This window comes from Streptococcus ictaluri 707-05 (genome assembly GCF_000188015.2).
In the GTDB taxonomy this organism is placed as follows: domain Bacteria; phylum Bacillota; class Bacilli; order Lactobacillales; family Streptococcaceae; genus Streptococcus; species Streptococcus ictaluri.
Genome location: NZ_AEUX02000005.1, coordinates 71,601 through 94,504 on the forward strand (window position 1 = coordinate 71,601; position 22,904 = coordinate 94,504).

Here is a 22,904-nt window from a genome sequence, read left to right on the forward strand (position 1 = left end):
AAAAATCATGATTTTCTTAAGCCAAGGTTTACTATTTTTGGTATAATAGTAGAAGTGTAAAAAATTTAGAAGGAAGTATTTCAACATGGGAAAATGTCAAGTTATTTCACATCCGCTTATTCAGCACAAACTTTCAATCTTGCGCCGTCAAGATACTTCAACAAAAGATTTCCGTGAATTAGTCAACGAAATTGCAATGCTTATGGGATATGAAGTATCACGTGATCTTCCAGTCGAAGATGTTGAGATTCAAACGCCTGTAGCAAAGACTGTTCAAAAACAATTGGCTGGTAAGAAGCTAGCAATTGTGCCTATTTTAAGAGCTGGTATTGGTATGGTTGATGGTTTCCTTAGCTTAGTTCCAGCTGCAAAAGTTGGGCATATCGGGATGTATCGTGATGAAGAAACCTTAGAACCAGTTGAATACTTGGTTAAACTTCCTGAAGATATTGATCAACGCCAAATTTTCTTGGTTGATCCTATGCTAGCAACTGGTGGTTCAGCTATTTTGGCTATTGATTCCTTAAAAAAACGTGGTTCAGCTAATATTAAATTCATTTGTTTAGTTGCTGCTCCAGAAGGGGTTGAAAAATTACAAGAAGCTCATCCAGATATTGATATCTTCACAGCTGCCTTAGACGAACAATTGAATGATCATGGCTATATTGTCCCAGGGCTTGGAGATGCTGGCGACCGTTTGTTTGGTACAAAATAAAACTAGTAGTGATTTGCTTTAAGCAATCGCTTAAATGGATAAAAACTTTCTGGGTCACACTGGAAAGTTTTTTGGAAGTAAGTTTATTATTTGACCTTAATTGACCAATAGATTATAATAAGGTCAATTACTATAAAATCTGTCTGTTTTAAGGCTTTTAGCTGTTTTTAATAGTTATTAAGCGATGGTGGACAAACCTAGATTGGAGAAAGTTATGATTCCTGTTGTTATTGAACAAACAAGTCGTGGGGAACGTTCTTATGACATTTACTCACGTTTATTAAAAGATCGTATTATTATGCTAACGGGTGCTGTGGAAGACAATATGGCTAATTCTATTATTGCCCAGCTCTTATTCTTAGATGCCCAAGATAATACCAAGGATATCTACCTTTATGTTAATACACCTGGAGGTTCTGTGTCTGCTGGGTTAGCGATTGTGGATACTATGAATTTCATTAAAGCTGACGTGCAAACCATTGTTATGGGTATGGCCGCTTCAATGGGAACTGTTATTGCATCATCTGGTACTAAAGGCAAACGCTTTATGTTGCCAAACGCTGAATACATGATTCACCAACCAATGGGTGGAACAGATGGCGGTACTCAACAAACAGATATGGCAATTGCAGCAGAACATCTTTTAAAAACACGCCATCGTTTAGAGAAAATCTTGGCACAAAATGCTGGTAAAACTATCAAACAGATCCATAAAGACGGGGAACGTGATTATTGGATGACTGCCGAAGAGACACTTGCTTACGGCTTCATTGATGAAATTATGGAAAATAATGAGTTAAAATAAGCAAAGAAAAGAAGATTATTTAAATCTTCTTTTTTATTTTTAATAAAACTATTGAATCATTAACTTAAAGCTAATATAATTATATTATTAAAAATAAAAAAGGAGTTTACTATGTTTAGCTTAAAAAAGAAAACAACAGCAGTTGTATTAGCTAGTGGTCTAGCCCTATCGTTAGGTGTAGCTACTGATCTTTTATTAGGGCAATCACATCAAGTTCAAGCTGATACTCATCAATTGGAGGAGGATAATCCACTAAATATTTCTTATAATCAATATAAAACTGTTGAGAAATGGTACACTTATCAGGACTCTCTCATTCCGCTAACTTTTACTAATAAGGGTGATAAAACACTTACTATAACGAAAACAGAATTCGCAGATAGTCTTGAGGATTGGGATTCATTTTTCTTTGGTTTATCAGAGGAAATTGAAGGGAAAACAATAGCGCCGGGTCAAACATTAAAAGTTAATGTGTATCCAAAATTTGCATTAATTCCTAGCCTTTACAACTTTAACTTGAAAATTGATTACAGGGTAGAAGGACGTGATTGGGGTAACGATTATACACTTCATGGACAATTCGACGTGAAAGAGGCCAAGGACGAAAAAGAAGCATATAAGAGATGGAAAGCTTATAAAGATAGAGCAGCAGCTAAAAAAGTAGAACAAGCCACTGATGTAACATCTCAGTAAGTATTGAAACTAGTCAATCACTAAAAAGAGCCCTACAAGTGTAAGGCTCTTTTCTCTATACTTATTGAGAAGCATAGTGGTGGTGATTAGTTTATTTTGTTCAATTCTGCTTCTAATGAGGCAATAACTTCCATTTCTTGTGTGAGGGAAACTTTTAGAACAGCTTTTTCGTCAGCAATTGCTTGATCAATGACTGCGATTTCATCTTTAAAGTCCTTGGACTTGTTGTTGGCTTTGCCTTTTAAGCTAGCAATTAAGTCGTATAAGTCACGGTGGGAGACGATTTTACCAGTTCCCCAGAGAAGTTTTTCTTTTCCTGGTTTAAGGACATAGTCTGTGAAGTAGTTATAGACCTCTTTGTCAAAATCGTAAGCGTACCAGTTGTTGTCAACTTTGTAGAGTTCTTGATCAAGAGCTTCTTGAGCTTTGCCTTTTTGTAACAGGTCTCTTGCTTTTTCTAAGGCTTGAATATTGTTTTGAGAATGTTCATGAGCAAAGATTGGTTCATCTTCCCAAGTTAATTTCACTAATTGGCTTTCAGCCTTTTTAAAGATAGCTAGCAGTTCTTGGTTTTGTGACACCTGATCAGCCATTAATTGACTAGCCTTTTCAGGATTCTTGGCTTTAAGGATTTGGTAATCCTTATTGATGGCCTTAGCTTTTTTAGCAACCTTTTGGGCGGTCTTATTGGCCTGATCGAGTTTTTGGATCAAGCTTTGGTACTGGTCTTTAGGAGCCATGTCACTATCGGACTTGAGTGATGCTTTTAAAGCCTTAAAGCGCTCAGAGAAATCAAGTGGCAAGCGTGCTGTTTGATCGTGATAGATTCCTAGTAAGCCATAGAGATTTTGATGGTAACGAAGGGCTTTTTCATTATAAGTCTCTTCATTGTCAAACTGGGTATGGTAGTGGGTCTGCATGTACTTGCTATCTTGGAAATCATTACGCAAAGCAGGAATTCCAAGCGTGGCAAATGAAAAATCATCTGACCAAGTACGAAGAGGAGAGACCACGCGCAAACCGTCTTTATAGACTCCTTTTACCTTTGGCACATATTGGCTAAAGGTAAAAGGTAATTCTTTAGTTCATAGCTAGAACGTATCTCATCACGGCTTTCGTGCTCATAAGCTGGTAGCTCAAAATTGATGTTCATGAGAGCTTTTCCAACCCATTCAGGTCTAGCCTGATCAATTTGGAGGTAAGCGCCAGTACTCCAGTCGTAACGGGTATCTGACACGCCCCATTCCTCAGCAGCCAAGGCTGTGAAAACAATGGTACATTCTGGTTTGTAGTCAGAGTCAATCATGGCTTTAGCGATACTCATCATGAGAGCGACAGCCATGTTATTATCCTGGAAGCCGCTGAAATAAGCATCGTAGTGGGCAGAATAGACAATAAAGTGTTCCTTATCTTTACCTTCGATTTTTCCAGAATAGTTGTAGGTTTTTTGATTGAGATCAACCTTAGATTTGGCATCAAAAGTGACCTTTTGGTGTCCCTTGTCAATAGCTGCTTTTAGCTTATTGCGGTCATGCTTAGCAATCGAAAAAATAGGAGCATCAGCTGGCCCGCACATGTCTTGAGCGTTTAAAGCTTTATCACTGACTTCTGAGAAGCCAGCTTCTTGAGACACTAGAACTGCAGCAGCTCCCTTGAAGCGTGCTTGAAGAGCTGGGTAATTGACCCACCATTCTTCTTTTTGATTGATATCAATCAAAACCAATTTTCCGGTAACATCAAGTTGATCATAATCACTAGCTCTTCCTTTGCCAGTATAGACAACCTGGAAGTCTTTAGGGCCATTGGTATCAAAATTGACATGATAGCCTCCTAAAATAGCCTTTTCCTTCTTACCATTTTTGGCAGTAAAGGTCAGATTGGCTTTTTCAAATTCCCATTTATCAACGGAGATTTGATCAGCAGAGATATCCGTTAAGCCAATACGTTTCATCTCTTCTTCTAAGTACTTTCCTGCTGGGTATTCAGCAGAACTACCAGCAGTACGATAGCCAAGGTCTTTATTTTGTTTGAAAGTTCCGAGATGCTTACCAATGGTGTAAGCGCACCGGCTATCGACTTTAGCTAAATAGCGATCAAAGTCAGCATCATGAGCCATTTTAGCTTTGGGTGTTGGCTCAGGTGCGGTTTGTGGCTTTTGGCCACTAGAACAAGCCGCTAGAGTTACTAGACTCGTAGTAGCAGCAATGATCGTTAACAAGGTTTTTTTCAATCCTTTTTACCTCACTTATTTTTGATAACTTCTATATTAAACAATTTTTTAGCCTCTTTTTCAATCCCTTTTTGAAAATAAAATGACGGTTTGAAAAATCCTTTTTAAGACGCTCTTTTAGCCAGGCTTTTCTTGGCCTATGATATAATAATGATAAGAAAGAAGAGGACGTGAGATGCTGCCAGATGATAAGAAATACATTGAAGAACTTGAAGCAAAATATGATCAATTTAAACCTAAGTTAGACCAATTGCAGACAAGTCTTGAAGTTATGCAAGCAGCTTATCAGGACTATATTGACTTGAGGAATTTTTATGCGAGTCCTAAATGGTTTGACATGCAAGAACAGGATTACCAAGATGTCAAATGTGGTATTCTTAGTCAAGATCAGCTTTATGATTTGATTGGACAACATAATCATATCCTGGGGGAGCTCTTAGCCTTATCCTCTCAAATGTATAAACATCTATAGGAAGTCTTTGCCTTTGTAGCGGCAGAAGATTGGCTTCTTTTGAAAATATGGTATAATCGATGTATGTTAGTCATAAATGAAGAATTACTTGCTATTGAAGATGTTATTGATGACTTAGTGGATGCTATCAGACAGACCAGTCAGTTTCAAGCTTATGCTTTGGCTAAAAAAGCCTTTGACGAGGATGCTCTTCTAAAAAGTAAAGTGACCCACTTTCAAGAGTTGAAGCAAGTTTATGAAGTGTCTGAAAAGACTTTGGCTTATCACCCTGAAGGAAAAAAATGAGGCGGCAAGTCTTACAAGCAAAGCGTCAATTAGATTTAGATCCTCTTGTGAGTCAATTACGCTTGGCTCAAGTGGATTTACAAGCTATCTTGGCTAATATATCACAGGAAATTGCCAAAACTGTGTCCGAAGATATTTTTGTCGACACAGGTCTTCCCTTGGCAGCTAAAAGGCCTAAACATGGGTCTGGTCCTTATCAAAATATCAAAGAAAAGAGCCTATAATGTTTCAAAAAAAAGACCGAATTGGCTTGGTTATTTACCTTTACTATAACCGTGATGCCAGAAAAGTAATGAAATACGGTGATTTATACTACCACTCAAAGCGTTCGCGTTATTTAGTTATTTATATCAATAAAGAAGACTTGGAAGCTAAAGTGCAAGAAATCAGCAAGTTAAAATTTGTCAGAGAGGTTAAGCCTTCTGTGTTAGATACGATTGATTGTGACTTTGTCGGAAATTTGCACCGTGAAGAGCCAGAAAATCAGGCTGAATTATCGTAATAGTTAGAACAAACAAGCAAAGATTGACTTTGCTTGTTTTTAGTTGACACTAGCAAAATCAATCTGCTGGTAGAAATGGAAAAAGACATAGGGACAATGAAATTACCGTGCCTTTTCCCTCAAATTTTGGTAAAATAGAACTAATAAAAACAAAGGAAATAAGATGGTAAAAGGAAAACTAATCACATTTGAAGGCCCAGATGGGGCAGGAAAAACTACGGTATTGGAAGCTTTATTCCCCCGCTTGCAAGAAGGACTTGAGCAAACGGTCGTAAGAACCAGAGAGCCTGGTGGAGTTGCTATCGCCGAAAATATCCGTCATCTTATTTTGGATGTTAACAATACACAAATGGACAAGAAGACAGAGCTTTTGCTTTATATTGCTGCCAGAAGGCAACATATGGTTGAAAAAGTGCTACCAGCTCTGCATGCTGGGCAATTAATCTTGGTAGACCGCTTTATTGATAGTTCAGTCGCTTACCAAGGTGCTGGTCGAGGTCTTGATAAGTCAGCCATCCAATGGTTAAATAATTTTGCTACAGATGGCATTAGTCCTGATTTAACTCTTTATTTTGATGTGCCTTCTGAAGTGGGCTTAGCACGAATTGCACAAAATAAAGACCGTGAAATCAATCGACTTGACCTTGAACAGTTGGATATGCATCAGCGGGTTCGTCAAGGTTATCTGGATCTAGCTAAGGAAAATCCAGATCGCATCGTGACTATTGATGCGTCGCAAGCTTTAGAGTCTGTTATTTCAGATGCCTTAAAGGCTATTTTAAGACTTGTGGAGGCATAAAAGGAGAAAAGGAATGGATTTAGCTCAAAAGGCTCCAAAAGTTTATCACGCTTTTCAAGAGATTTTACAAAAAGACCGACTAAACCATGCCTATCTCTTTTCAGGAGATTTTGCGAATTTTGATATGGCTATTTTCTTAGCACAAGCCATTTTTTGTGACCAAAAAGAAGGGCCTTTTCCTTGCAAGCAGTGCCGCTCTTGTCAGCTCATAGCACAAGGAGAGTTTGCAGATGTTACCATCCTAGAGCCTACCGGACAGATTATTAAGACTGAAGCAGTAAAAGAGATGATGAGTCATTTCTCTCAGACAGGTATTGAAGGCAAACAGCAGGTTTTTATTATTCGTGAGTGCGAAAAAATGCATGTCAATGCTGCTAATAGTCTTTTGAAATACATGGAAGAACCGCAAGGTGATGCTTACCTCTTTTTGCTAACCAACGACGATAATCAGGTTTTGCCTACGATTAGAAGCCGCACACAGACCTTTTATTTTCCTAAAAATGACGCTTATCTGTGTGACTTGGCTCAACAAATGGGACTTTTAAAAAGTCAAGCTCAGTTATTAGCTAAATTATCCAAGAATGAGCAACAATTAGAAATTTTTGCTCAAAATACAAAAGTTTTAGATCTGGTGGCACAAACAGAACGCTTTGTGACTATTTGGTTGAAAGAAGAGTGGCAAGCTTACTTAGAACTGAATCGCCTAGTGCAGTTGGCAGCTGAAAAAGACGAGCAAGACATGGTTTTGACCCTGCTGACCTTGATTTTAGCCAAGGATTATCACAAAGAAAAGGTCTTACCGTTTTTGGATAAGGTCTATCAGACCAGGCTGATGTGGCAACGCAATGTCAATTTCCAAAATAGCTTAGAATATATGGTGATATCATGATAAGTGCAATCGGAATTAAATATAAAGAATCAGAACCTCTTAAATATAGTCAAACAGATGCCGATTTTCCAGAAGGAACATGGCTTCTTGTGAGAGATGATAAGGGAAGTCGCTTAGCAAAGGTCTATCAAAGCAAGACAGCCTTTAATCCTAAATCTCTTCCTAAAGATATGCCGACGGTTGCTCGGCAAGCCAATCAGATGGATCTAAAAGCACATCAAGAGAATCAGGAATTAGCTTTAGGGTCTTATGCCAGGGTATCTGAGTTGATTGCCCAGAATCAATTACCCATGAAGCTGATTGACATTGTTTTTTCTTTGGATCGTAATTACGTCTTGATTACCTTTTCTTCTGAGGAGAGGGTGGATTTTCGTCAGTTGCTAAGAGACTTAGCGGCTTATTTTAAAACACGAATCGAATTGCGTCAAATCAACAGCCGAGAGGAAGCTAAAATTTATGGGGGATTAGGCCCCTGTGGACGGCCTCTGTGTTGCTCTAGTTTTTTAGGAGAGTTTCCTGCTGTTTCGATTAAGATGTTGAAAAATCAAGGACTTTCCTTAAATTCAGGTAAAGGAACCGGCTATTGCGGTAGACTTTTATGTTGCCTTCACTATGAAGATCATTTTTATCAAGAAAGTAAGAAAAAATTTCCGGATTATGGTACCATAGTCCAGACAGCAGAAGGACCGGCTACTGTTGCTGGGATAGATCTATTTACAGATACTATTAAGGTGCGTTTTGCTGACAAAATGACCCTAATAACATATGCTTTAGAGGAGGTTAAAGTAGGTGAATAAAAAAGAATTATTTGATGCTTTTGATGGCTTTTCACAGAATTTGATGGTTACTTTAGCTGAAATTGAAGCCATGAAAAAACAAGTACAGTCTTTGGTTGAAGAAAATACGGTACTACGCTTAGAAAATACCAAACTGCGTGAGCGCTTGAGTCAACTAGAACATGAAGCACCTACTAAAAACAGCTCCAAGCAAGGAAAAGAACACTTAGAAAGCATCTACGATGAAGGCTTTCACATTTGTAATTTCTTTTATGGTCAACGTCGTGAAAACGATGAAGAATGCATGTTTTGTAGGGAACTTCTAGACAGAAAGTAGGCTTATGCAGGTTCAAAAAAGTTTTAAAGAAGAAAAAAGTTCTGGCACTCTCTATCTTGTACCGACACCGATTGGTAATTTGCAAGACATGACCTTTCGAGCTGTCGAGACGCTTAAACAAGTAGATTTTATCTGTGCTGAAGATACCCGTAATACGGGTTTACTCTTGAAGCAGTTTGCGATTGAGACTAAGCAAATCAGTTTTCATGAGCATAATGCCTTTGAGAAGATTCCGGATTTAGTGGCTCTTTTACAAGAAGGGAAGTCTTTGGCTCAAGTTTCAGATGCTGGCATGCCTTCGATTTCAGATCCGGGACACGATTTGGTCAAAGAGGCGATTGCTCATGATGTGACAGTGGTGGCTTTACCAGGGGCATCGGCTGGTATTACCGCTTTAATTGCTAGTGGGTTAGCTCCTCAGCCCCATGTCTTTTATGGCTTTTTACCGAGAAAAGCAGGGCAACAAAAGGCCTTCTTCCAAGAGAAAAAAGACTATCCAGAGACTCAAATTTTTTACGAATCACCTTTTAGGGTTGCTGATACGCTAAAAAACATGCAAGCTGTTTATGGGGACCGTCAGATTGTTTTGGTTAGGGAATTAACCAAACTCTTTGAAGAGTACCAAAGAGGTAGCTTGTCTCAGATTTTAGATTACATTCAAGAAGTGCCGCTTAAAGGGGAGTGCCTACTCATTGTTTCTGGGAATGACGGTTGTCATCAAGAGCAAGATTTGGCATCAATAGACCCGTTAGCTATGGTACAAGACTATATCTCAGCAGGAGATAAGCCCAATCAAGCTATTAAAAAAGTCGCTAAGTCACTGCAGCTCAATAGACAGGAACTATACGCTCAGTTTCATCAATTATAAGAAAAAAGAGGAAAATATATGAATGCAGAAGATTCAACTTTTATCGTTATCGCTTTAGTTTATGGTGTGATATTGTTCCTATTCTTGATATCTGCCTTATTATGTGTTATTGCTAACTGGCGCTTGTTTCGAAGAGCAGGCTATAAAGGTTGGTATAGCTTAGTACCCATATATGCCGGTTTTACCAAACAAAAAATTGCTTTTGGTGATGAAAATAAATGGTTTTATTTCATTGGTTGGGTTTTGGCAGCTTATTATTATTACACCCGTTTTGCTTTTGCTCGCGCTTTTGGGGGCTCAAAGGGGTTTGCTGTCCTTTCCCTATTCTTTCCAGGTATAACTAGTCTGGTACTTGCTTTCTCAGCTAGCTATCAAGAGACTGATTATCATCCGGTTTCACATGTTCTTAATTAAAAAAGGTTGTCATCCCATTGGGATGACGACCTTTTTAGATGATTTTGGTTCCATGAACGATAGAAGTACCGGTTAATTGGCTGAGTTCTTGACAGTTGTCACTTGTCACACCACCGCCAATCATGATTTCAATTCGTCCCTTAGCAGCTCTGACCAATGTTGAAATATAATCAATATTGTCATAAATGGAGTTAGCTTCTTTGGAACCGTGCAAGAGGATGCGCTCAAAGCCATAATCAATCAGCGCTTCTAGGCTTTCTAACTGTTGCTCAGGGACAATGTGGTCAAAAGCCATGTGAAAAACCAGTGGCAATCCCTGGGTGGCAGGTAATAATTGTTCAATAGCTTCGGTATCTAAATGTCCCTCATCAGTTAAGAGTCCTAGAACTAGACAATCACTACCAGCTTCGATAGCTTTTAAGATGTCTTCTTCCATAACCCTTAGTTCAATGTCATTATAAACAAAATCACCACCACGTGGACGAATCATAGTGGCAACACTGATACCCTTATCGTGTAAAAGTTGGCAGGCTTCTTTGATGACACCATAAGAAGGGGTGGTTCCTCCCACAGCTAGATTGTCACAGAGCTCAACACGTTGAATGTCTTGAGGATTGAGTTGGCTTAAGTGAGTTAGGTTTTCAGCGCAAAATTCTTTAATCATCTTTAGAATCTCCTTTATAATAGTTCTGTTATAACATGATTTGGTAGATGCTGCAGGCACTCTTTTTGTGAAAAGCCTTTTGCTATGCTATACTTTCTATATTGATTGGGAGGTCTACTATGGTTATTTTTAATTTTTCAGCAGGTCCAGCCCTCATCCCAAAACCTGTTTTAGAAAAAGCACAAAAAGCTTTGCTAGATTATAAGGAGAGTGGGATGAGCATTTTAGAGATGTCTCATCGTTCAGACCTTGTGGTAGAAATGATGGCGCAAGTTGAGAGCTTATTACGAGATCTAATGTCCATTCCGGATCATTACAAGGTCTTGTTCCTTCAGGGGGGAGCTTCGACTCAATTTACGATGATTCCCATGAATCTAGCACGAGGGAAAAAGGCCTATTATCATATTGGAGGAGTTTGGGGTAAAAAAGCTTATACAGAAGCGTTTAAGCTATCAGAGCTTATTGATTTTGAGCCTCAAATTCTTGCTTCTTCTGAGGATGTCTCTTACCAATATCTTCCTGTTTTTGATGCCAATAGGATAAATCCTGATGGAGCTTATCTTCATCTGACAACTAATAATACTATTGAAGGCACCAGCCTTTATAGCTTACCTGATAGTAATGGACTTCCTATTGTGGCTGACATGTCTTCCAACCTTTTAGCCTTTCCTTACAAGGTAGAAGAATTTGGACTGATTTATGCAAGTGCTCAGAAAAATTTGGGAATTGCAGGGTTGACTGTTCTTGTTATTCGAGAAGATTTAGTGGAAACTTGGTCTAGTCTCCCTCATATGATGGCCCATGAGACTCACATACAAGCCCAATCACGCTATAACACACCTCCTGTTTTTGGCATCTACATGGCAGGTTTGGTATTAGAATGGTTAAAAGAGGAGGGTGGTGTGCCAGAAATCACTCGACGCAATCACGAAAAGGCTGCATTACTTTATGACTGTATTGACCAATCATCTTTTTATCATAGTCCTGTTCAAAAAAGAGAAGAGCGTTCTTTAACCACAATTCCTTTTCGAACACCAAGTTCAGAATTAGATGAGCTTTTCATTCAAAAAGCAGAAGCTTGTGGACTCATGAATCTACGTGGTCATGCTAGTGTGGGAGGTATGCGAGCTTGTCTTTATAATGGTTTTCCTCTTGAAGGTGTCCACGCCTTAATCCAATTTATGGCTGATTTTGAAGCCATTTATCAAAAGAGATTGTGAGAGAAAAATAATGCAGATACGATTAGCCACCCCAGACGATCTCTCAGAGATTATGTTGATGATAGCTCATGCCAAAGAACAGATAGCTGCTTATGGGAGCGACCAATGGCAAAATGGTTACCCAAACGATCAAGTCATCCTTGAAGATATTTTGACATCTAGGGCTTTTGTTGGGCAAGATCAAATGGGTCACTTGTTAGCTTACACTGCTGTCATTTATGGCAATGAAACAGCCTATAATGCTATTTATGAGGGGCAGTGGCAGAATGATAACCAGCAGTATGTGACCTTTCACCGTATTGTCGTCGCCAAGAATTATCAAGGGCAAGGACTAGCTCAGCTCTTTTTACAAGGCTTAATTGAAGATTCTAAACATTGGGATTTTCGATGTGATACCCATGAGAAAAATGTGGCTATGCAAGCTCTTTTGATGAAGCTTGGTTATGCTTATTGTGGCAAGGTACCATTAGACGGTGTCCGACTAGCTTATCAAAAACTAAAAGAACTCTAAGGTGTTATGCTTTTATACGAGATAAAAACGAGATTGTTGGATTTTCAGATCAAAGCCTTTACTTAGCCAACTAAACTTGTCCATTGCTTTCCCCTTATCTTTTCTTTATAATGACAATAGATGTCTTAAAGAGAGAAAGGAGTTTTTGGGTGCCTTTAGTTGAGCAGTATTATCAGTCTCCCTTGGGTGTTATCTCTTTGGTGGCTTCTGAAAAAGCCTTAATTGGAGCCTGGTTTTTGGATCAAAAACATTTTCACCATGGTTTAGAAGAAGCGTGTGTGAAGGGTATTAATCCTATTCTAAAACAAGCAAGTGACTGGTTAGACGCTTATTTTAGAGGGGAAATTCAGCCTCTTCCTGATTACTTAATCCCAAATGGAACAGCTTTTCAAAAAGAGGTTTGGCAAAAACTCCTGACCATTCCTTATGGAGAGACCACAAGCTATGGCAAGATTGCTAAAGACCTAGGCTGTGCTTCTGCTCAAGCTGTAGGAGGAGCAGTTGGCCGTAATCCACTAAGCCTATTTATCCCTTGTCACCGTGTCCTAAGTGCAGATGGTGGCTTGACACAGGCTATGCGGGAGGCTTGGACCGAAAAGACTGGCTCTTAAGACACGAAGAAACCTATCAAAAGGAGACGACATGATTACGTTTTACCAATACCCTAAGTGCAGCACTTGTCAGAAAGCTTTAAAAGAGTTGTCAGCTCTAGGGCTTGATGTAGCGACTATTGACATCAAAGCCAATCCTCCTAAAGCAGAAATCATCAAAAAATGGATGATAACGTCTGACTATAGCATCAAAAATTTCTTTAATACCAGTGGTAATAGTTACCGACAACTTGGGTTGAAAGATAAAATCGATGGCTTGACGATCGATCAAGCAGCAGAGCTTTTAGCCAAAGACGGCATGCTCATCAAACGACCTATTCTGGTCAAAGATGATAAAGTCTTACAAGTGGGCTACCGTAAGCCTTATCAGGACTTGAATTTATAAGACTAAACACTCTTTCAATAACAGATAAAAGTAAACTAAAAAAGGATTCCGAGGAATCCTTTTTTAGTTTGTTATTTCCGTGTTTAATTGCCACATCATGCCAAATTGATCGGTAAAGTTGGCATAAGCAGGACTCCAAAAGGTCTCTTGAAGTGGTAAAGAAATGGCTTTAGCATTCACTGTTAACTTGTGATAAAGTTCTTTGGCTTCTTTCACATTGTCCACCATGATAGATGCGGTCATATTGACACCAGCTTGGTAATCAAAATCAGGGTTTTCATCAGAAAGGTCGAGGTGTATGCCATTGATATCTAATTGAGCGTTCATGACCAAGTCTTGACGTTCAGGAGGGCAGTCAGGAACAGCATCTTTCCAAAAGAGCAGGTTTTTAATGTCAGCATTGAAAGCCTCTTTGTAAAAAGCAAGAGCTTCTTTACCATTTCCATTTGTGACCAGGTAGACGTTAATTGCAGTAACCATGTGTGTTCTCCTTAATCATTGTGTTGACTAATAGCGATATAGTGGCCTTCGTTGTCGGTAAAGGTAAAATGGCGCATGCCTTGGTATTCCATAATGGGATTGATGGTAACACCAGCATCATCTAGCCTTTGGTATTCCTCTTCAAGATTGGCAACTGAAAAAAGTAAAGAAGGAAAAGCTAGAGGCATTCCTGGATTGGCCTTAGCAACTGTTTCTTTGTCATGAAGTCCAAAAGCAATGGCTGATTCAGCACTTGGCGCTACTTCGTAAGAAGTTGAGTCACCATTTGTTGATTGATCTATGAGAACAAACCCCATTTTTTCAGTCCAAAAGGTAAGGGCAGCTTTGGTGTCAGCGACGTAAAGCATGGTAGTAGATTTGATAATCATGTATTTCTCCATTTCTAAGAGCCATTTTGATAAGTCATTATACCTTTTGTTAATTAGATTAACAAAATATTTAACTGAACATCACCATTTTTTGAGTGACAGTTACTATCTTAATAAAAAGTCTGAGTCTAAACTTTGGTGCTGACAAGTTACTTGAGTGGCTAACTGAAAGGCGGTTTTTCCAAGCTCAAAACTATGGTTATTAACACTTGGGATTTTTAACAATTTCCCTGACAGTTGACTTTCTTGACTGACTATAAGAGGTAGTCGCAAACCTTTTTCTTGATAATAAGTTAGAAGGCCTGCAGCAACATCATCCCCATTGGCTATAATAGCTCCAATTTCTGAATCTTTTTCCAATAGTTTCGCTAAGTCATAAGCGTCTTGGTAGGTAGAAATATTTCCGTAGGTTTCAAAGGCTTGTTGCTTCCCAAAAACATTGTGAAAAGCCTTCATAGTCGCCTTGTAAGTGACACTAGTTTCTTTTTTGCGACTAAAAAGCAGAGCGCATTTTTTGATGTCTTGTTTTTTAAGCCATTGGCATAGAGCCATCAAACCTTGAGAGCGGTCAACAGAGATACTAGAAAGAAGGGGGGACTTTGAGGGTTCTAGTAAAACAATCTGTCCATATTTAGCGTAATTTTCAATGATAGACACAGGAATTTTACGTGAGCTGAAAATCAGACTATCAAATGCTTTACCTTTTAACTGCTCTAAATAGTCCTGTTCCAAGGCTTGATCATAATCGGAAGGTAAAAAGGTCAGTTGGATTGTGACTCTAATGAAGCTGCCATTAAACCACGAATAATATCGATAAAATAAGGGTGTTTGGTATGTGGAATAATCACACCAATGCGATGATTCTTACCTCTACTCAAGTCACGTGCTGTCAAGTTGGGACTGTAGTCAGAGGCATCGATGATGGTTTGAATCTTTTCTCCCGTTTTTTGAGAAACATAGCCTGATTGATTGAGATAACGAGACACTGTGGAAGGAGCAACTCCTGCTAAAGCAGCGATATCGCGAATACTAGTCATGAACCCTCTCTTTCATCAAATAAGTCCAGATGCCATAAGCTACTCCATCTTCTTCATTAGAAGTGGTGATATGATTGGCTTTTTTTAAAACGTCTAAATGAGCGTTAGCCATGGCAATAGAATGACCGACCTGATCAAACATGGCTAAATCGTTATGTCCATCACCAAAGGCAGCACAATCTTCTTTTGCGATACTCTCTTGCTTCAAAATATAGTCAATACCTCTCGATTTTTCGGCATCTTTATGGGTAATTTCCAAATAATAAGAGCCAGATTGTTGGATGGTAACTCGGTCTAAAGGTAATTGTAACAAATTTTCTTTAAGAGCTTGCATTTGAAGATCATCAAAAGTCATAATCATTATTTTAAAAATTTTTTCGGATGGATTAAGATACTGCTCTACTGGTAGGATGTGAGGCTCTTGTAGCGTCAGTTGTTTCTCGTAGTCGATTCCAGCATCTTCTTTAAAAGTGACCCATCGGTCACGGTGGTAGTAGGATTGGCTGAGGTCTGGGAAAGCTTCATGGATATGCTTGATTAAGATATGACTATCTTGCTCCTCCAAGGGAAGCTCAGAAATCACTTTTAAATTATCTTTTTCGAAGCGGTAAATAATACCACCATTGAATCCCACTTGAACCCCATCCAAATTTAGAGCTTCAACAGCTTCTTTCATCTCCATTGGAGCGCGTGCAGAAACTAGACTAATAGGGATTTCAGCGTCTTTGATTTGTTGGGCATTACTTGTTGCCACTCGTCCCCGGCGATTTAAAAGGGTTCCGTCCATATCTAGAAAAAGTTTTTTGATTGTCATTGCTTGAATCTCCTTTAACATCTAAGTAAAAGTAGTATAAGGTGTGGAACGCGTTCCATGTCAAGCAAAAAATTTAGAAGCTCTTGAAAGCTTCTAAATTGTTGATATCTTATAAATCAATTTCTAAAAGAATAGGCGTGTGATCTTGGCGTTCTCCAGAAGAAATCATCTCTGATTTCAGAATCCGCTCATCAAGGCGTTTAGACGTTAACCAATAGTCAATTCTCCAACCAGTGTTGTTAATTTTACTGGTTTTGCTGCGTTGTGCCCACCAAGTGTAGACATTTGGCACATGACCATGCATGAAACGAAAAGTATCGGTAAAGCCACGATTGAGAAGGTTGGTGAAACCTTGACGCTCTTCATCGGTAAAACCAGCTGAGCGGCGATTACTTGCGGGATTAGCAAGGTCGATTTCTTTATGAGCGACATTATAATCACCGGTTGCTAAGACCGGTTTTTGAGCGTCTAGTTGTGCCAAATAATCAGCATACTTTTGATCCCAAATCTGACGGTCATCCAAACGTCTCAAAGCATCTCCGGCATTTGGTGTATAGACTTGTGTCACAAAGAAATCATCAAACTCCAAGGTAATGATACGGCCTTCAGCGTCCATGGTAGTTGGAGCCCCAATTTCTGGGAAGGTAATAATGGGATTGAGTTCTTTTTTATAAAGAAACATGGTTCCAGCATAGCCCTTACGAGCTGGCTCAACCGATGATCGCCAAACATGTAAGTGATCAGGGAAGTAGCTGAGAAGGCATTCCAAATGTTTTTGGGTAGGTCCTTTAGCAGATAGTTTGGTCTCTTGAATGGCAATAATATCGGCATCTTGAACTACTAAAGTATCAAGAACTGCACGTGATAAGAGGGCACGAGGGGATTCTCCTGTAAGAGCAGCATTTAAGGAATCAATATTCCATGAGATCAGTTTCATTTGAGTTCACTTTCTAAAAGATAATCTTGATTTTATTCTAACAAAAAAGAGACGAGCAAGCGAGTGAAGACTATTTTTGATTTTTTTACAGGCTTATCTGATGTATAACAGAGCTTGATTTTATAGGCTTTTCCCTGACTGATTTCATCTATTTCGACTGAAAAAATTCACAAATTCCAATTTTTAAAAAAAGTTGTGAGCATTAAATTTGACGGGAGAGATTAGCTTTTATAAAATTAAACTATATTTGTAATCGCTAACAAATTAAAACTTTCACTTACTTTTTAATAGAGAGGTCATTATATAACAATGTTTCAGACAATACTTGCAATTATTCCTATTGCCTGGCTTATATTATCTCTGGCAGTATTTCGGATTCGAGGCGATTTATCGTGTTTTATCGGATTACTCTTAACCATTCTGATTAGTATACTTGGTTTTGATTTTCAGATTATGGACAGTTTAACGGCCGCTCTAGAAGGTGCATTGATGGGCTTTTGGCCTATTGTTTACATTATCGTAGCAGCAGTTTTTACTTACAATGTCACAACCGCATCAGGCGGCATGTCCGTTATTAAAGATTTGTTGACCAGTATTTCCAAGGATCAGCGTATATTAGTTCTCATTTTAGCTTGGGGATTTGGTGGTTTCCTTGAAGCAATTGCTGGATTTGGTACGGCAGTTGCTATTCCGGCTAGTATCTTAGTGGCTCTTGGCATGAAGCCAATGCGAGCGGCCTTGATTTGTTTGATCGCAAATACCACATCTACGGCATTTGGAGCTATTGGGCTTCCTGTTACCACCCTAGCACAAGTAACACAGCTGGAAGTGACACAACTGTCGGTTATTGTTTCTTTGCAGCTCTTTATTTTGATTGCTGCAATCCCATTTTTCTTAGTCGCTTTAGCAGGAAAAGGGGTGTCTTCGATTAAAGGAGTCTTTTGGATCACCCTAGCTTCTGGTTTAGCTTTTGCGGTTCCACAAGTTATCGTTTCAAACTACCTAGGGGCAGAATTACCATCTGTTGTTGGATCCCTTCTTTGTATTTTTGTTACCATCCTTTTAGCTAAAGTTTTTGAACGCAAATCAGAACAAGTAAGTAAAACAGATATTACTTTAAAACAAGGGATTATTGAAGCTCTGCCATTTATTTTGGTTTTTGTCTTCATTATCCTAAGTTCTTCGCTCTTCCCAGCCATTAATGAAAAACTAGCTAGTGTCACCACAAAAATCAGTGTCTACACAGGAGAACATGCCAAACCCTACAAAATCAATTGGTTGACCTCTCCAGGAACCATGATTATTCTAGCTACTATGATTGCTGGTTTGATTCAAGGACTATCCTTATCTCGTATTGGCCAGATTTTATGGCAAAGTATTAAGCAACTGACTAAAACAATGGTGATCGTAGCCTCTATTGTGGCTCTATCAAAAGTCATGAGTTACAGTGGCATGATTGGAACTATTGCCGTTAGTTTAGTAGCAGTCACTGGTGGATTTTATCCCGTCATTGCACCTATTATTGGCTCCTTAGGGACCTTTATTACAGGAAGTGATACTTCAGCCAATGTCTTATTTGGCGAACTGCAAGTTAAGGCTGCCAATAATTTGAACATGAACCTTTACTGGCTCGCTGCTGCCAATATGTCTGGTGCCACAGCAGGGAAAATGATTTCCCCACAAAGTATTGCCGTAGCTGCAGTAGCTATTGGACTAGAAGGTGAAGAAGGAACACTTTTAAAAGCAGTCATGAAGTTCTGTTTGCTTTACATCCTAATCACTTGCTTGGTGGTTTATGTACTTGGTAAAGTTTTAGGTTATATCTAAACAGACTATCATATTTTAAACATCTTATTATTATTAATCTTATTTAAAAATATAGTGAGCATATATTTTGACATAAAAAAATCATTAACATATAATTTATGTATAATTTGAAAGCGCTAACAAATCAATCTAAAAAAGAGGAGAATTTAAAATAGAATTTAAGACAGTTGTAACCGAAGAGAGCACAGACTTTGTCATGGACTATAAAACAAGTAGCGCTGAAGGCAGCGTTGACTTTATCAATGTCTTTGACTTAGAAAAAATGGCTCAACAAGTGATTCCTAAAGGAGCATTCGGCTACATTGCCAGTGGTGCAGGGGATACCTTTACCCTACATGAAAATATTAGATCCTTTAACCATAAATTGATCGTTCCTCACGGTCTAAAGGGTGTAGATAATCCAAGTACACAAATCACCTTTAATGGTGATACCTTAACCTCTCCAATCATTATGGCACCTGTCGCTGCTCACAAATTGGCCAATGAACAAGGTGAAGTGGCAACTGCTAAAGGGGTTAGTGAATTTGGAACCATCTACACAACTAGTTCTTATTCAACCACTGATTTACCAGAAATAAGCTCAGCCCTAAACGGAGCTCCTCACTGGTTCCAATTCTATTACAGTAAAGATGATGGCATCAACCGTCACATCATGGATCACTTGAAAGCTGAAGGGGTTAAATCAATCGTCCTAACCGTAGATGCGACTGTTGGTGGTAACCGTGAGGTTGACAAACGTAATGGTTTTGTCTTCCCAGTAGGCATGCCTATTGTTCAAGAATACCTGCCAAACGGCGCTGGTAAAACAATGGACTTTGTTTATAAATCAGCAAAACAAGCTCTTTCTCCTAAAGATGTCGAATACATTGCTCAGTATTCAGGTTTGCCAGTTTACGTTAAGGGACCACAATGTGCTGAAGATACACTACGTGCCCTTGATGCTGGTGCTTCAGGTATCTGGGTAACTAACCATGGTGGCCGTCAGCTCGATGGTGGACCTGCTGCCTTTGATTCCTTGCAAGAAGTGGCTGAAACAGTTGATAAACGTGTTCCGATTGTCTTTGATTCAGGTGTCCGTCGTGGTCAACACATCTTTAAAGCCATCGCTTCAGGTGCAGACTTAGTTGCACTTGGTCGTCCCGTTATTTATGGATTGGCTATGGGTGGAAGTATGGGAACTCGCCAAGTCTTTGAAAAACTCAATGATGAGCTCAAGATGGTTATGCAATTGGCTGGTACGCAAACTATCCAAGAAGTGAGAGACTTCAAGCTTCGCCACAATCCATATGACTCTTCCATTCCATTTGATCAAAATGCCTTAAAATTAGACTAAACAATTAAAGTTCCTTTGACACCAATGCTTCACAAGAAGTATCGGTGTTTTTTGATTGAACTTGCTTAGTTGAGGCAAATCACTGATGGCGGTTAATTCCCATAGAAGGGTGAAGTATTAGGGCTGCAATGTGGTATAATAGGGGTTAAGAAGCTAGGAGACACATTAAAGGAGATACTTATGACAAAACAGATACGACTAGGAGTCGGTTTAATTAGTTTATTACTGATTGCTACTTACTATTGGACCAAATTGCCCCCACTCAATATTTGGAGTGGCGCCTTTTGGAATTTTATCATCTTTCTTTTGATTCTATTAATCATCAATGTTTTTGTTGGCTCTTTTTCAAACTCTTTGTCTGATCTATTAAAGCAAGGGCCTAAGCAAGGTGGACGAAAAGATGTGACATCAAGATTTCGTTTTGGAGAGGTCAAAGGCCTTCTAAAAGCTAGTCTTTTGGCAATTGCCTTTATCTTTTTAGCGTTAAGTTTCTTGACCTTTATTAATAGTCGGATCTTTCGAGCAAAGTCATACGCCAATGTTATTAAGGTTAAGAATGCTGATTTTGTCAAGGATTTTCCTGAAACGGATCTCTCCACCTTGGCACTTCTTGACCGAGAATCAGCTGAAAAGATTGGAGACACCTATCTAGGAACTATTGACAAGGTTTCTCAATTTGGTATTTCAGATGAATATCGCCAAATTACCATAGGCAAATTGCCTTTTCGCGTTTCCCCTTTAGAATACAAATCCTTCTGGAAATGGGTAACCAATCGTAAAGACGGGATTGATTACTATATCAAGGTCAATCAAACAACTGGTAAAGCTGAGCTAGTGAAACTCAAGCAAGCCATGAAATATTCGCATTCGGAATACCTCTTTAGAGATACCTTAAGACACCTTCGTTTCCAACATCCTATGACTATTTTTTCAGACCCTTCGTTTGAAGTGGATGACGAGGGTAATCCTTATTACGTGGCAACCACTTATGCTCCTAAATTTGGCCTTTCTTCACCAGATCCGACAGGTGTCATCTTATTAGATGCGGTGACTGGAAAATCTAAGAAATACGATCTCAAGTCTGTTCCAAAGTGGGTGGACAGGGTTTACTCTTCTGAAAATGTTTTGGAGCGGGTCAATGACCACTATACTTATCAAAAAGGTTATTGGAACACCGTCTTTAGTCAGACCGGAGTCAAACAGACTACAGATAGCTATAATTATATTACGATTGGTTCAGATGTCTATCTCTATACAGGTATTACTTCAGCAACAGCAGACTCGTCAAATCTAGGCTTTATCTTGGTTAATATGAGAACCAGAGAAATCACCAATTATAAATTGGCCTCAGCGACAGAAAGATCAGCCATGAAGTCAGCTGAAGGGGAAGTTCAAGAGAAGAAATACCGTGCGACAGCACCAACCTTGGTGAAATTGAACAACAAGGCTTATTATTTGATTTCCTTAAAAGATGGTGCCGATTTGGTTAAGTCTTATGCTTTAGTGGATGCCGAAGATTACCAACAAGTTACTGTAAACAATGACATTCAACCTTTAATAGCTCAATTTACAGACAAAGATACCAGTAGTTTATCTATGAAGAATGGCTCTGCTAAGAAGGTAACCCTTATTTCTGGTCAGGTTGAGCAAGTGGTCAGTCAGATTATTTCAGGCACAACAGTCTATTATATTGAAAGCCAAGGGAAAATCTATAAAATCAAAGCTAGCAGTGACAGCCCAGATCGCTTGCCTTTCCTAAAAGCAGGAGATCATTTTGAAGCTGAACTGGGAGAGGAGAATTTCCTTAAAACTATCAGATTTATGGACGAAACGGTAGCAAATCAAGATTAATAAAGTATCCCGTAGGATAGCAAAAAGAGTGGTGAATATCTTTCGCCACTCTTTTTGCTATCTAGGCAGTTTTATCATGAACTTGTCAGAGGTTTTTTAAGGCTTCTTTTGAAAACTAATCAATTAGTTAATAAAACTCTTAAGCTTCTAAGGAGATGTCTCTCCTAAAAGACCATGAATAGAATAGTTTGATGTGCTATACTAAATAGGCATTTAAAGCTTGGACTCCTTAGTCGGATCAGGTTTTCTATAAGTGAGCAAATACTGTTGGTCAGTATTTTTTCTTTTCTATTAAAAAATGAAGAAGGGTTCGCATGTCCAAGAAAAAACGGAAAAAATATCAAGTCTATGAGGACTTACGCTGTGCCATGATGCTTTGTTTTATCAGTGGTTACGTCAATGCCTTTACCTATATGACGCAAGGTAAGCGTTTTGCCGGTGTCCAGACGGGAAATTTATTGTCCTTTGCCATTCGTTTATCTCAAAAAGAAGTTCAGGAGGCCTTGCAGTTTCTATTGCCTATGATTGTTTTTATGTTAGGTCAGTCTTTTACCTATTTTATGCATCGATGGGCTAAGAAAAATGGCTTGCATTGATACCTTTTGTCCAGCTTTATCTTGACATTAATTGCTTTAGTGACTTCTTTGTTGACGCCTTTTTTATCTTCTTTTTTCACGGTTTCTGCCTTGGCTTTTTTTGCTTCGATTCAGGTTGATACCTTTAAGACCCTTAGAGGTGCTAGTTATGCTAATGTCATGATGACCGGTAATATCAAGAATGCGGCCTATTTGCTAACCAAGGGTATTTATGAGAAAAACCAGGAGATGATTCACATTGGCCGCAACACGCTTATTATTATTTTGGCCTTTGCTTTGGGGGTAGTTTCTTCAACTGTTTTGTCTTTGACCTACAAAGAATGTGCCCTAGCTCCCATTTTGATCCCTCTTTTTTATGTTAACTATTTATTGGCCCAAGAATTTTACCTGATTCAATCGAAACTTAAACCAATTAGACGCTCTTAAAAGCTGATAATTGGTTTTTTTGCCTTTTAAAATATGGT

The 22,904-nt window shown here is 38.9% G+C and carries 28 protein-coding genes and 2 pseudogenes; 21 read left to right on the forward strand and 9 right to left on the reverse strand.

What is annotated here, in order from left to right; all coding sequences use genetic code 11:
• Positions 1–85: 85 nt before the first annotated feature.
• The 3 genes from upp (at position 86) to STRIC_RS03600 (ending at position 2,213) form a co-directional block, all read left to right on the forward strand.
• Positions 86–715, forward strand: coding sequence for a uracil phosphoribosyltransferase (gene upp / locus STRIC_RS03590; RefSeq protein ID WP_008088459.1), 630 nt, complete (start codon positions 86–88; stop codon positions 713–715).
• 214 nt (positions 716–929) lie between these two features.
• The gene (locus tag STRIC_RS03595) at positions 930–1,520 is read left to right on the forward strand and encodes an ATP-dependent Clp protease proteolytic subunit (RefSeq protein ID WP_008088122.1); all 591 of its coding nucleotides are present in this window, start codon (positions 930–932) and stop codon (positions 1,518–1,520) included.
• Between the two features lie 111 nt (positions 1,521–1,631).
• Positions 1,632–2,213 (forward strand): hypothetical protein, encoded by a 582-nt coding sequence (locus STRIC_RS03600; protein ID WP_008088560.1) that lies wholly within the window; start codon positions 1,632–1,634, stop codon positions 2,211–2,213.
• Between the two features lie 86 nt (positions 2,214–2,299).
• On the opposite strand, the gene STRIC_RS11540 is transcribed toward STRIC_RS03600, so the two are convergent.
• Together STRIC_RS11540 and STRIC_RS11545 are read right to left on the reverse strand one after the other, a co-directional pair.
• Positions 2,300–3,265: a zinc-binding metallopeptidase family protein gene (locus STRIC_RS11540; protein ID WP_008088150.1), complete on the reverse strand. Its 966-nt coding sequence runs from the start codon at positions 3,263–3,265 to the stop codon at positions 2,300–2,302.
• Positions 3,253–4,431, reverse strand: a complete 1,179-nt coding sequence (locus STRIC_RS11545; protein WP_234944189.1) for a M28 family peptidase — start codon at positions 4,429–4,431, stop codon at positions 3,253–3,255. The genes STRIC_RS11540 and STRIC_RS11545 overlap by 13 nt, the downstream gene beginning before the upstream one ends.
• 187 nt (positions 4,432–4,618) lie before the next feature.
• On the opposite strand from STRIC_RS11545, the gene STRIC_RS03610 reads away from it, so the two are divergent.
• The 10 genes from STRIC_RS03610 to STRIC_RS03650 all read left to right on the forward strand — a co-directional run bounded on the left by STRIC_RS03610 (position 4,619) and on the right by STRIC_RS03650 (position 9,785).
• Positions 4,619–4,915: a DUF4298 domain-containing protein gene (locus STRIC_RS03610; RefSeq protein WP_008088385.1), complete on the forward strand. Its 297-nt coding sequence runs from the start codon at positions 4,619–4,621 to the stop codon at positions 4,913–4,915.
• A 63-nt stretch (positions 4,916–4,978) separates the two neighbouring features.
• Positions 4,979–5,200 carry a YlbF family regulator gene (locus STRIC_RS12590; protein WP_008088223.1) on the forward strand — a complete coding sequence of 74 codons (222 nt, stop codon included), beginning with the start codon at positions 4,979–4,981 and terminating at the stop codon, positions 5,198–5,200.
• Positions 5,197–5,424: a hypothetical protein gene (locus STRIC_RS12595; protein WP_008088105.1), complete on the forward strand. Its 228-nt coding sequence runs from the start codon at positions 5,197–5,199 to the stop codon at positions 5,422–5,424. Before STRIC_RS12590 ends, STRIC_RS12595 begins: the two co-directional genes overlap by 4 nt.
• Positions 5,424–5,702: a YlbG family protein gene (locus tag STRIC_RS03620; RefSeq protein WP_008088616.1), complete on the forward strand. Its 279-nt coding sequence runs from the start codon at positions 5,424–5,426 to the stop codon at positions 5,700–5,702. The genes STRIC_RS12595 and STRIC_RS03620 overlap by 1 nt, the downstream gene beginning before the upstream one ends.
• Before the next feature lie 163 nt (positions 5,703–5,865).
• Complete coding sequence (tmk, locus tag STRIC_RS03625; protein ID WP_008088476.1) at positions 5,866–6,501, forward strand: dTMP kinase; 636 nt, start codon at positions 5,866–5,868, stop codon at positions 6,499–6,501.
• Between the two features lie 13 nt (positions 6,502–6,514).
• Complete coding sequence (locus STRIC_RS03630) at positions 6,515–7,390, forward strand: DNA polymerase III subunit delta' (RefSeq protein WP_008088115.1); 876 nt, start codon at positions 6,515–6,517, stop codon at positions 7,388–7,390.
• A complete protein-coding gene (gene ricT / locus STRIC_RS03635) occupies positions 7,387–8,187 on the forward strand; it encodes a regulatory iron-sulfur-containing complex subunit RicT (RefSeq protein WP_008088607.1) in 801 nt (266 codons plus the stop codon). The genes STRIC_RS03630 and ricT overlap by 4 nt, the downstream gene beginning before the upstream one ends.
• A complete protein-coding gene (yabA, locus tag STRIC_RS03640; protein WP_008088120.1) occupies positions 8,180–8,503 on the forward strand; it encodes a DNA replication initiation control protein YabA in 324 nt (107 codons plus the stop codon). Before ricT ends, yabA begins: the two co-directional genes overlap by 8 nt.
• Before the next feature lie 4 nt (positions 8,504–8,507).
• Positions 8,508–9,371 carry a 16S rRNA (cytidine(1402)-2'-O)-methyltransferase gene (gene rsmI / locus STRIC_RS03645; RefSeq protein WP_008088606.1) on the forward strand — a complete coding sequence of 288 codons (864 nt, stop codon included), beginning with the start codon at positions 8,508–8,510 and terminating at the stop codon, positions 9,369–9,371.
• A gap of 18 nt (positions 9,372–9,389) precedes the next feature.
• Positions 9,390–9,785 carry a DUF5684 domain-containing protein gene (locus STRIC_RS03650; RefSeq protein ID WP_008088482.1) on the forward strand — a complete coding sequence of 132 codons (396 nt, stop codon included), beginning with the start codon at positions 9,390–9,392 and terminating at the stop codon, positions 9,783–9,785.
• Positions 9,786–9,819: 34 nt separating this feature from the next.
• Here the strand turns inward: STRIC_RS03650 and STRIC_RS03655 are convergent, their stop codons facing one another.
• The gene (locus STRIC_RS03655; RefSeq protein ID WP_008088265.1) at positions 9,820–10,449 is read right to left on the reverse strand and encodes a copper homeostasis protein CutC; all 630 of its coding nucleotides are present in this window, start codon (positions 10,447–10,449) and stop codon (positions 9,820–9,822) included.
• 119 nt (positions 10,450–10,568) lie between these two features.
• Between STRIC_RS03655 and serC the strand changes: the two genes are divergently transcribed.
• The 4 genes and pseudogenes from serC to STRIC_RS03675 all read left to right on the forward strand — a co-directional run bounded on the left by serC (position 10,569) and on the right by STRIC_RS03675 (position 13,176).
• Complete coding sequence (gene serC / locus STRIC_RS03660; RefSeq protein ID WP_008088179.1) at positions 10,569–11,669, forward strand: 3-phosphoserine/phosphohydroxythreonine transaminase; 1,101 nt, start codon at positions 10,569–10,571, stop codon at positions 11,667–11,669.
• Positions 11,670–11,679: 10 nt separating this feature from the next.
• Positions 11,680–12,180 (forward strand): GNAT family N-acetyltransferase, encoded by a 501-nt coding sequence (locus STRIC_RS03665; protein ID WP_008088626.1) that lies wholly within the window; start codon positions 11,680–11,682, stop codon positions 12,178–12,180.
• Positions 12,181–12,290: 110 nt separating this feature from the next.
• A pseudogene (locus tag STRIC_RS03670) lies at positions 12,291–12,826 on the forward strand (methylated-DNA--[protein]-cysteine S-methyltransferase).
• On the forward strand, positions 12,823–13,176 hold the full coding sequence (locus STRIC_RS03675) for an arsenate reductase family protein (protein ID WP_008088026.1): 354 nt from the start codon (positions 12,823–12,825) through the stop codon (positions 13,174–13,176). The pseudogene STRIC_RS03670 and the gene STRIC_RS03675 overlap by 4 nt, the downstream one beginning before the upstream one ends.
• Before the next feature lie 63 nt (positions 13,177–13,239).
• On the opposite strand, the gene STRIC_RS03680 is transcribed toward STRIC_RS03675, so the two are convergent.
• The 6 genes from STRIC_RS03680 to STRIC_RS03700 all read right to left on the reverse strand — a co-directional run bounded on the left by STRIC_RS03680 (position 13,240) and on the right by STRIC_RS03700 (position 16,833).
• Entirely contained in the window at positions 13,240–13,656 is a 417-nt protein-coding gene (locus STRIC_RS03680; protein ID WP_008088151.1) for a VOC family protein, read from the reverse strand.
• 11 nt (positions 13,657–13,667) lie between these two features.
• On the reverse strand, positions 13,668–14,045 hold the full coding sequence (locus STRIC_RS03685; RefSeq protein WP_008088339.1) for a glyoxalase/bleomycin resistance/extradiol dioxygenase family protein: 378 nt from the start codon (positions 14,043–14,045) through the stop codon (positions 13,668–13,670).
• Between the two features lie 105 nt (positions 14,046–14,150).
• On the reverse strand, positions 14,151–14,777 hold the full coding sequence (locus STRIC_RS03690; RefSeq protein WP_008088463.1) for a type 1 periplasmic-binding domain-containing protein: 627 nt from the start codon (positions 14,775–14,777) through the stop codon (positions 14,151–14,153).
• Positions 14,778–14,806: 29 nt separating this feature from the next.
• The gene (locus STRIC_RS12600) at positions 14,807–15,082 is read right to left on the reverse strand and encodes a LacI family DNA-binding transcriptional regulator (RefSeq protein WP_008088248.1); all 276 of its coding nucleotides are present in this window, start codon (positions 15,080–15,082) and stop codon (positions 14,807–14,809) included.
• On the reverse strand, positions 15,075–15,896 hold the full coding sequence (locus STRIC_RS03695; protein ID WP_008088114.1) for a Cof-type HAD-IIB family hydrolase: 822 nt from the start codon (positions 15,894–15,896) through the stop codon (positions 15,075–15,077). Before STRIC_RS03695 ends, STRIC_RS12600 begins: the two co-directional genes overlap by 8 nt.
• Positions 15,897–16,005: 109 nt before the next feature.
• Complete coding sequence (locus STRIC_RS03700; protein WP_008088646.1) at positions 16,006–16,833, reverse strand: exodeoxyribonuclease III; 828 nt, start codon at positions 16,831–16,833, stop codon at positions 16,006–16,008.
• A gap of 309 nt (positions 16,834–17,142) precedes the next feature.
• Here STRIC_RS03700 and STRIC_RS03705 point away from each other — a divergent pair, with 309 nt between their 5' ends.
• From STRIC_RS03705 to STRIC_RS03720, 4 genes and pseudogenes are all read left to right on the forward strand, one after another.
• Positions 17,143–18,660, forward strand: coding sequence for an L-lactate permease (locus STRIC_RS03705; RefSeq protein WP_008088183.1), 1,518 nt, complete (start codon positions 17,143–17,145; stop codon positions 18,658–18,660).
• A 196-nt stretch (positions 18,661–18,856) separates the two neighbouring features.
• Positions 18,857–19,993, forward strand: a complete 1,137-nt coding sequence (gene lctO / locus STRIC_RS03710; protein WP_008088140.1) for an L-lactate oxidase — start codon at positions 18,857–18,859, stop codon at positions 19,991–19,993.
• A gap of 180 nt (positions 19,994–20,173) precedes the next feature.
• Positions 20,174–21,844 carry a hypothetical protein gene (locus STRIC_RS03715; protein WP_008088558.1) on the forward strand — a complete coding sequence of 557 codons (1,671 nt, stop codon included), beginning with the start codon at positions 20,174–20,176 and terminating at the stop codon, positions 21,842–21,844.
• A 314-nt stretch (positions 21,845–22,158) separates the two neighbouring features.
• Positions 22,159–22,866 (forward strand): annotated as a pseudogene (locus STRIC_RS03720) (YoaK family protein).
• The last annotated feature ends 38 nt before the right edge of the window (positions 22,867–22,904 follow it).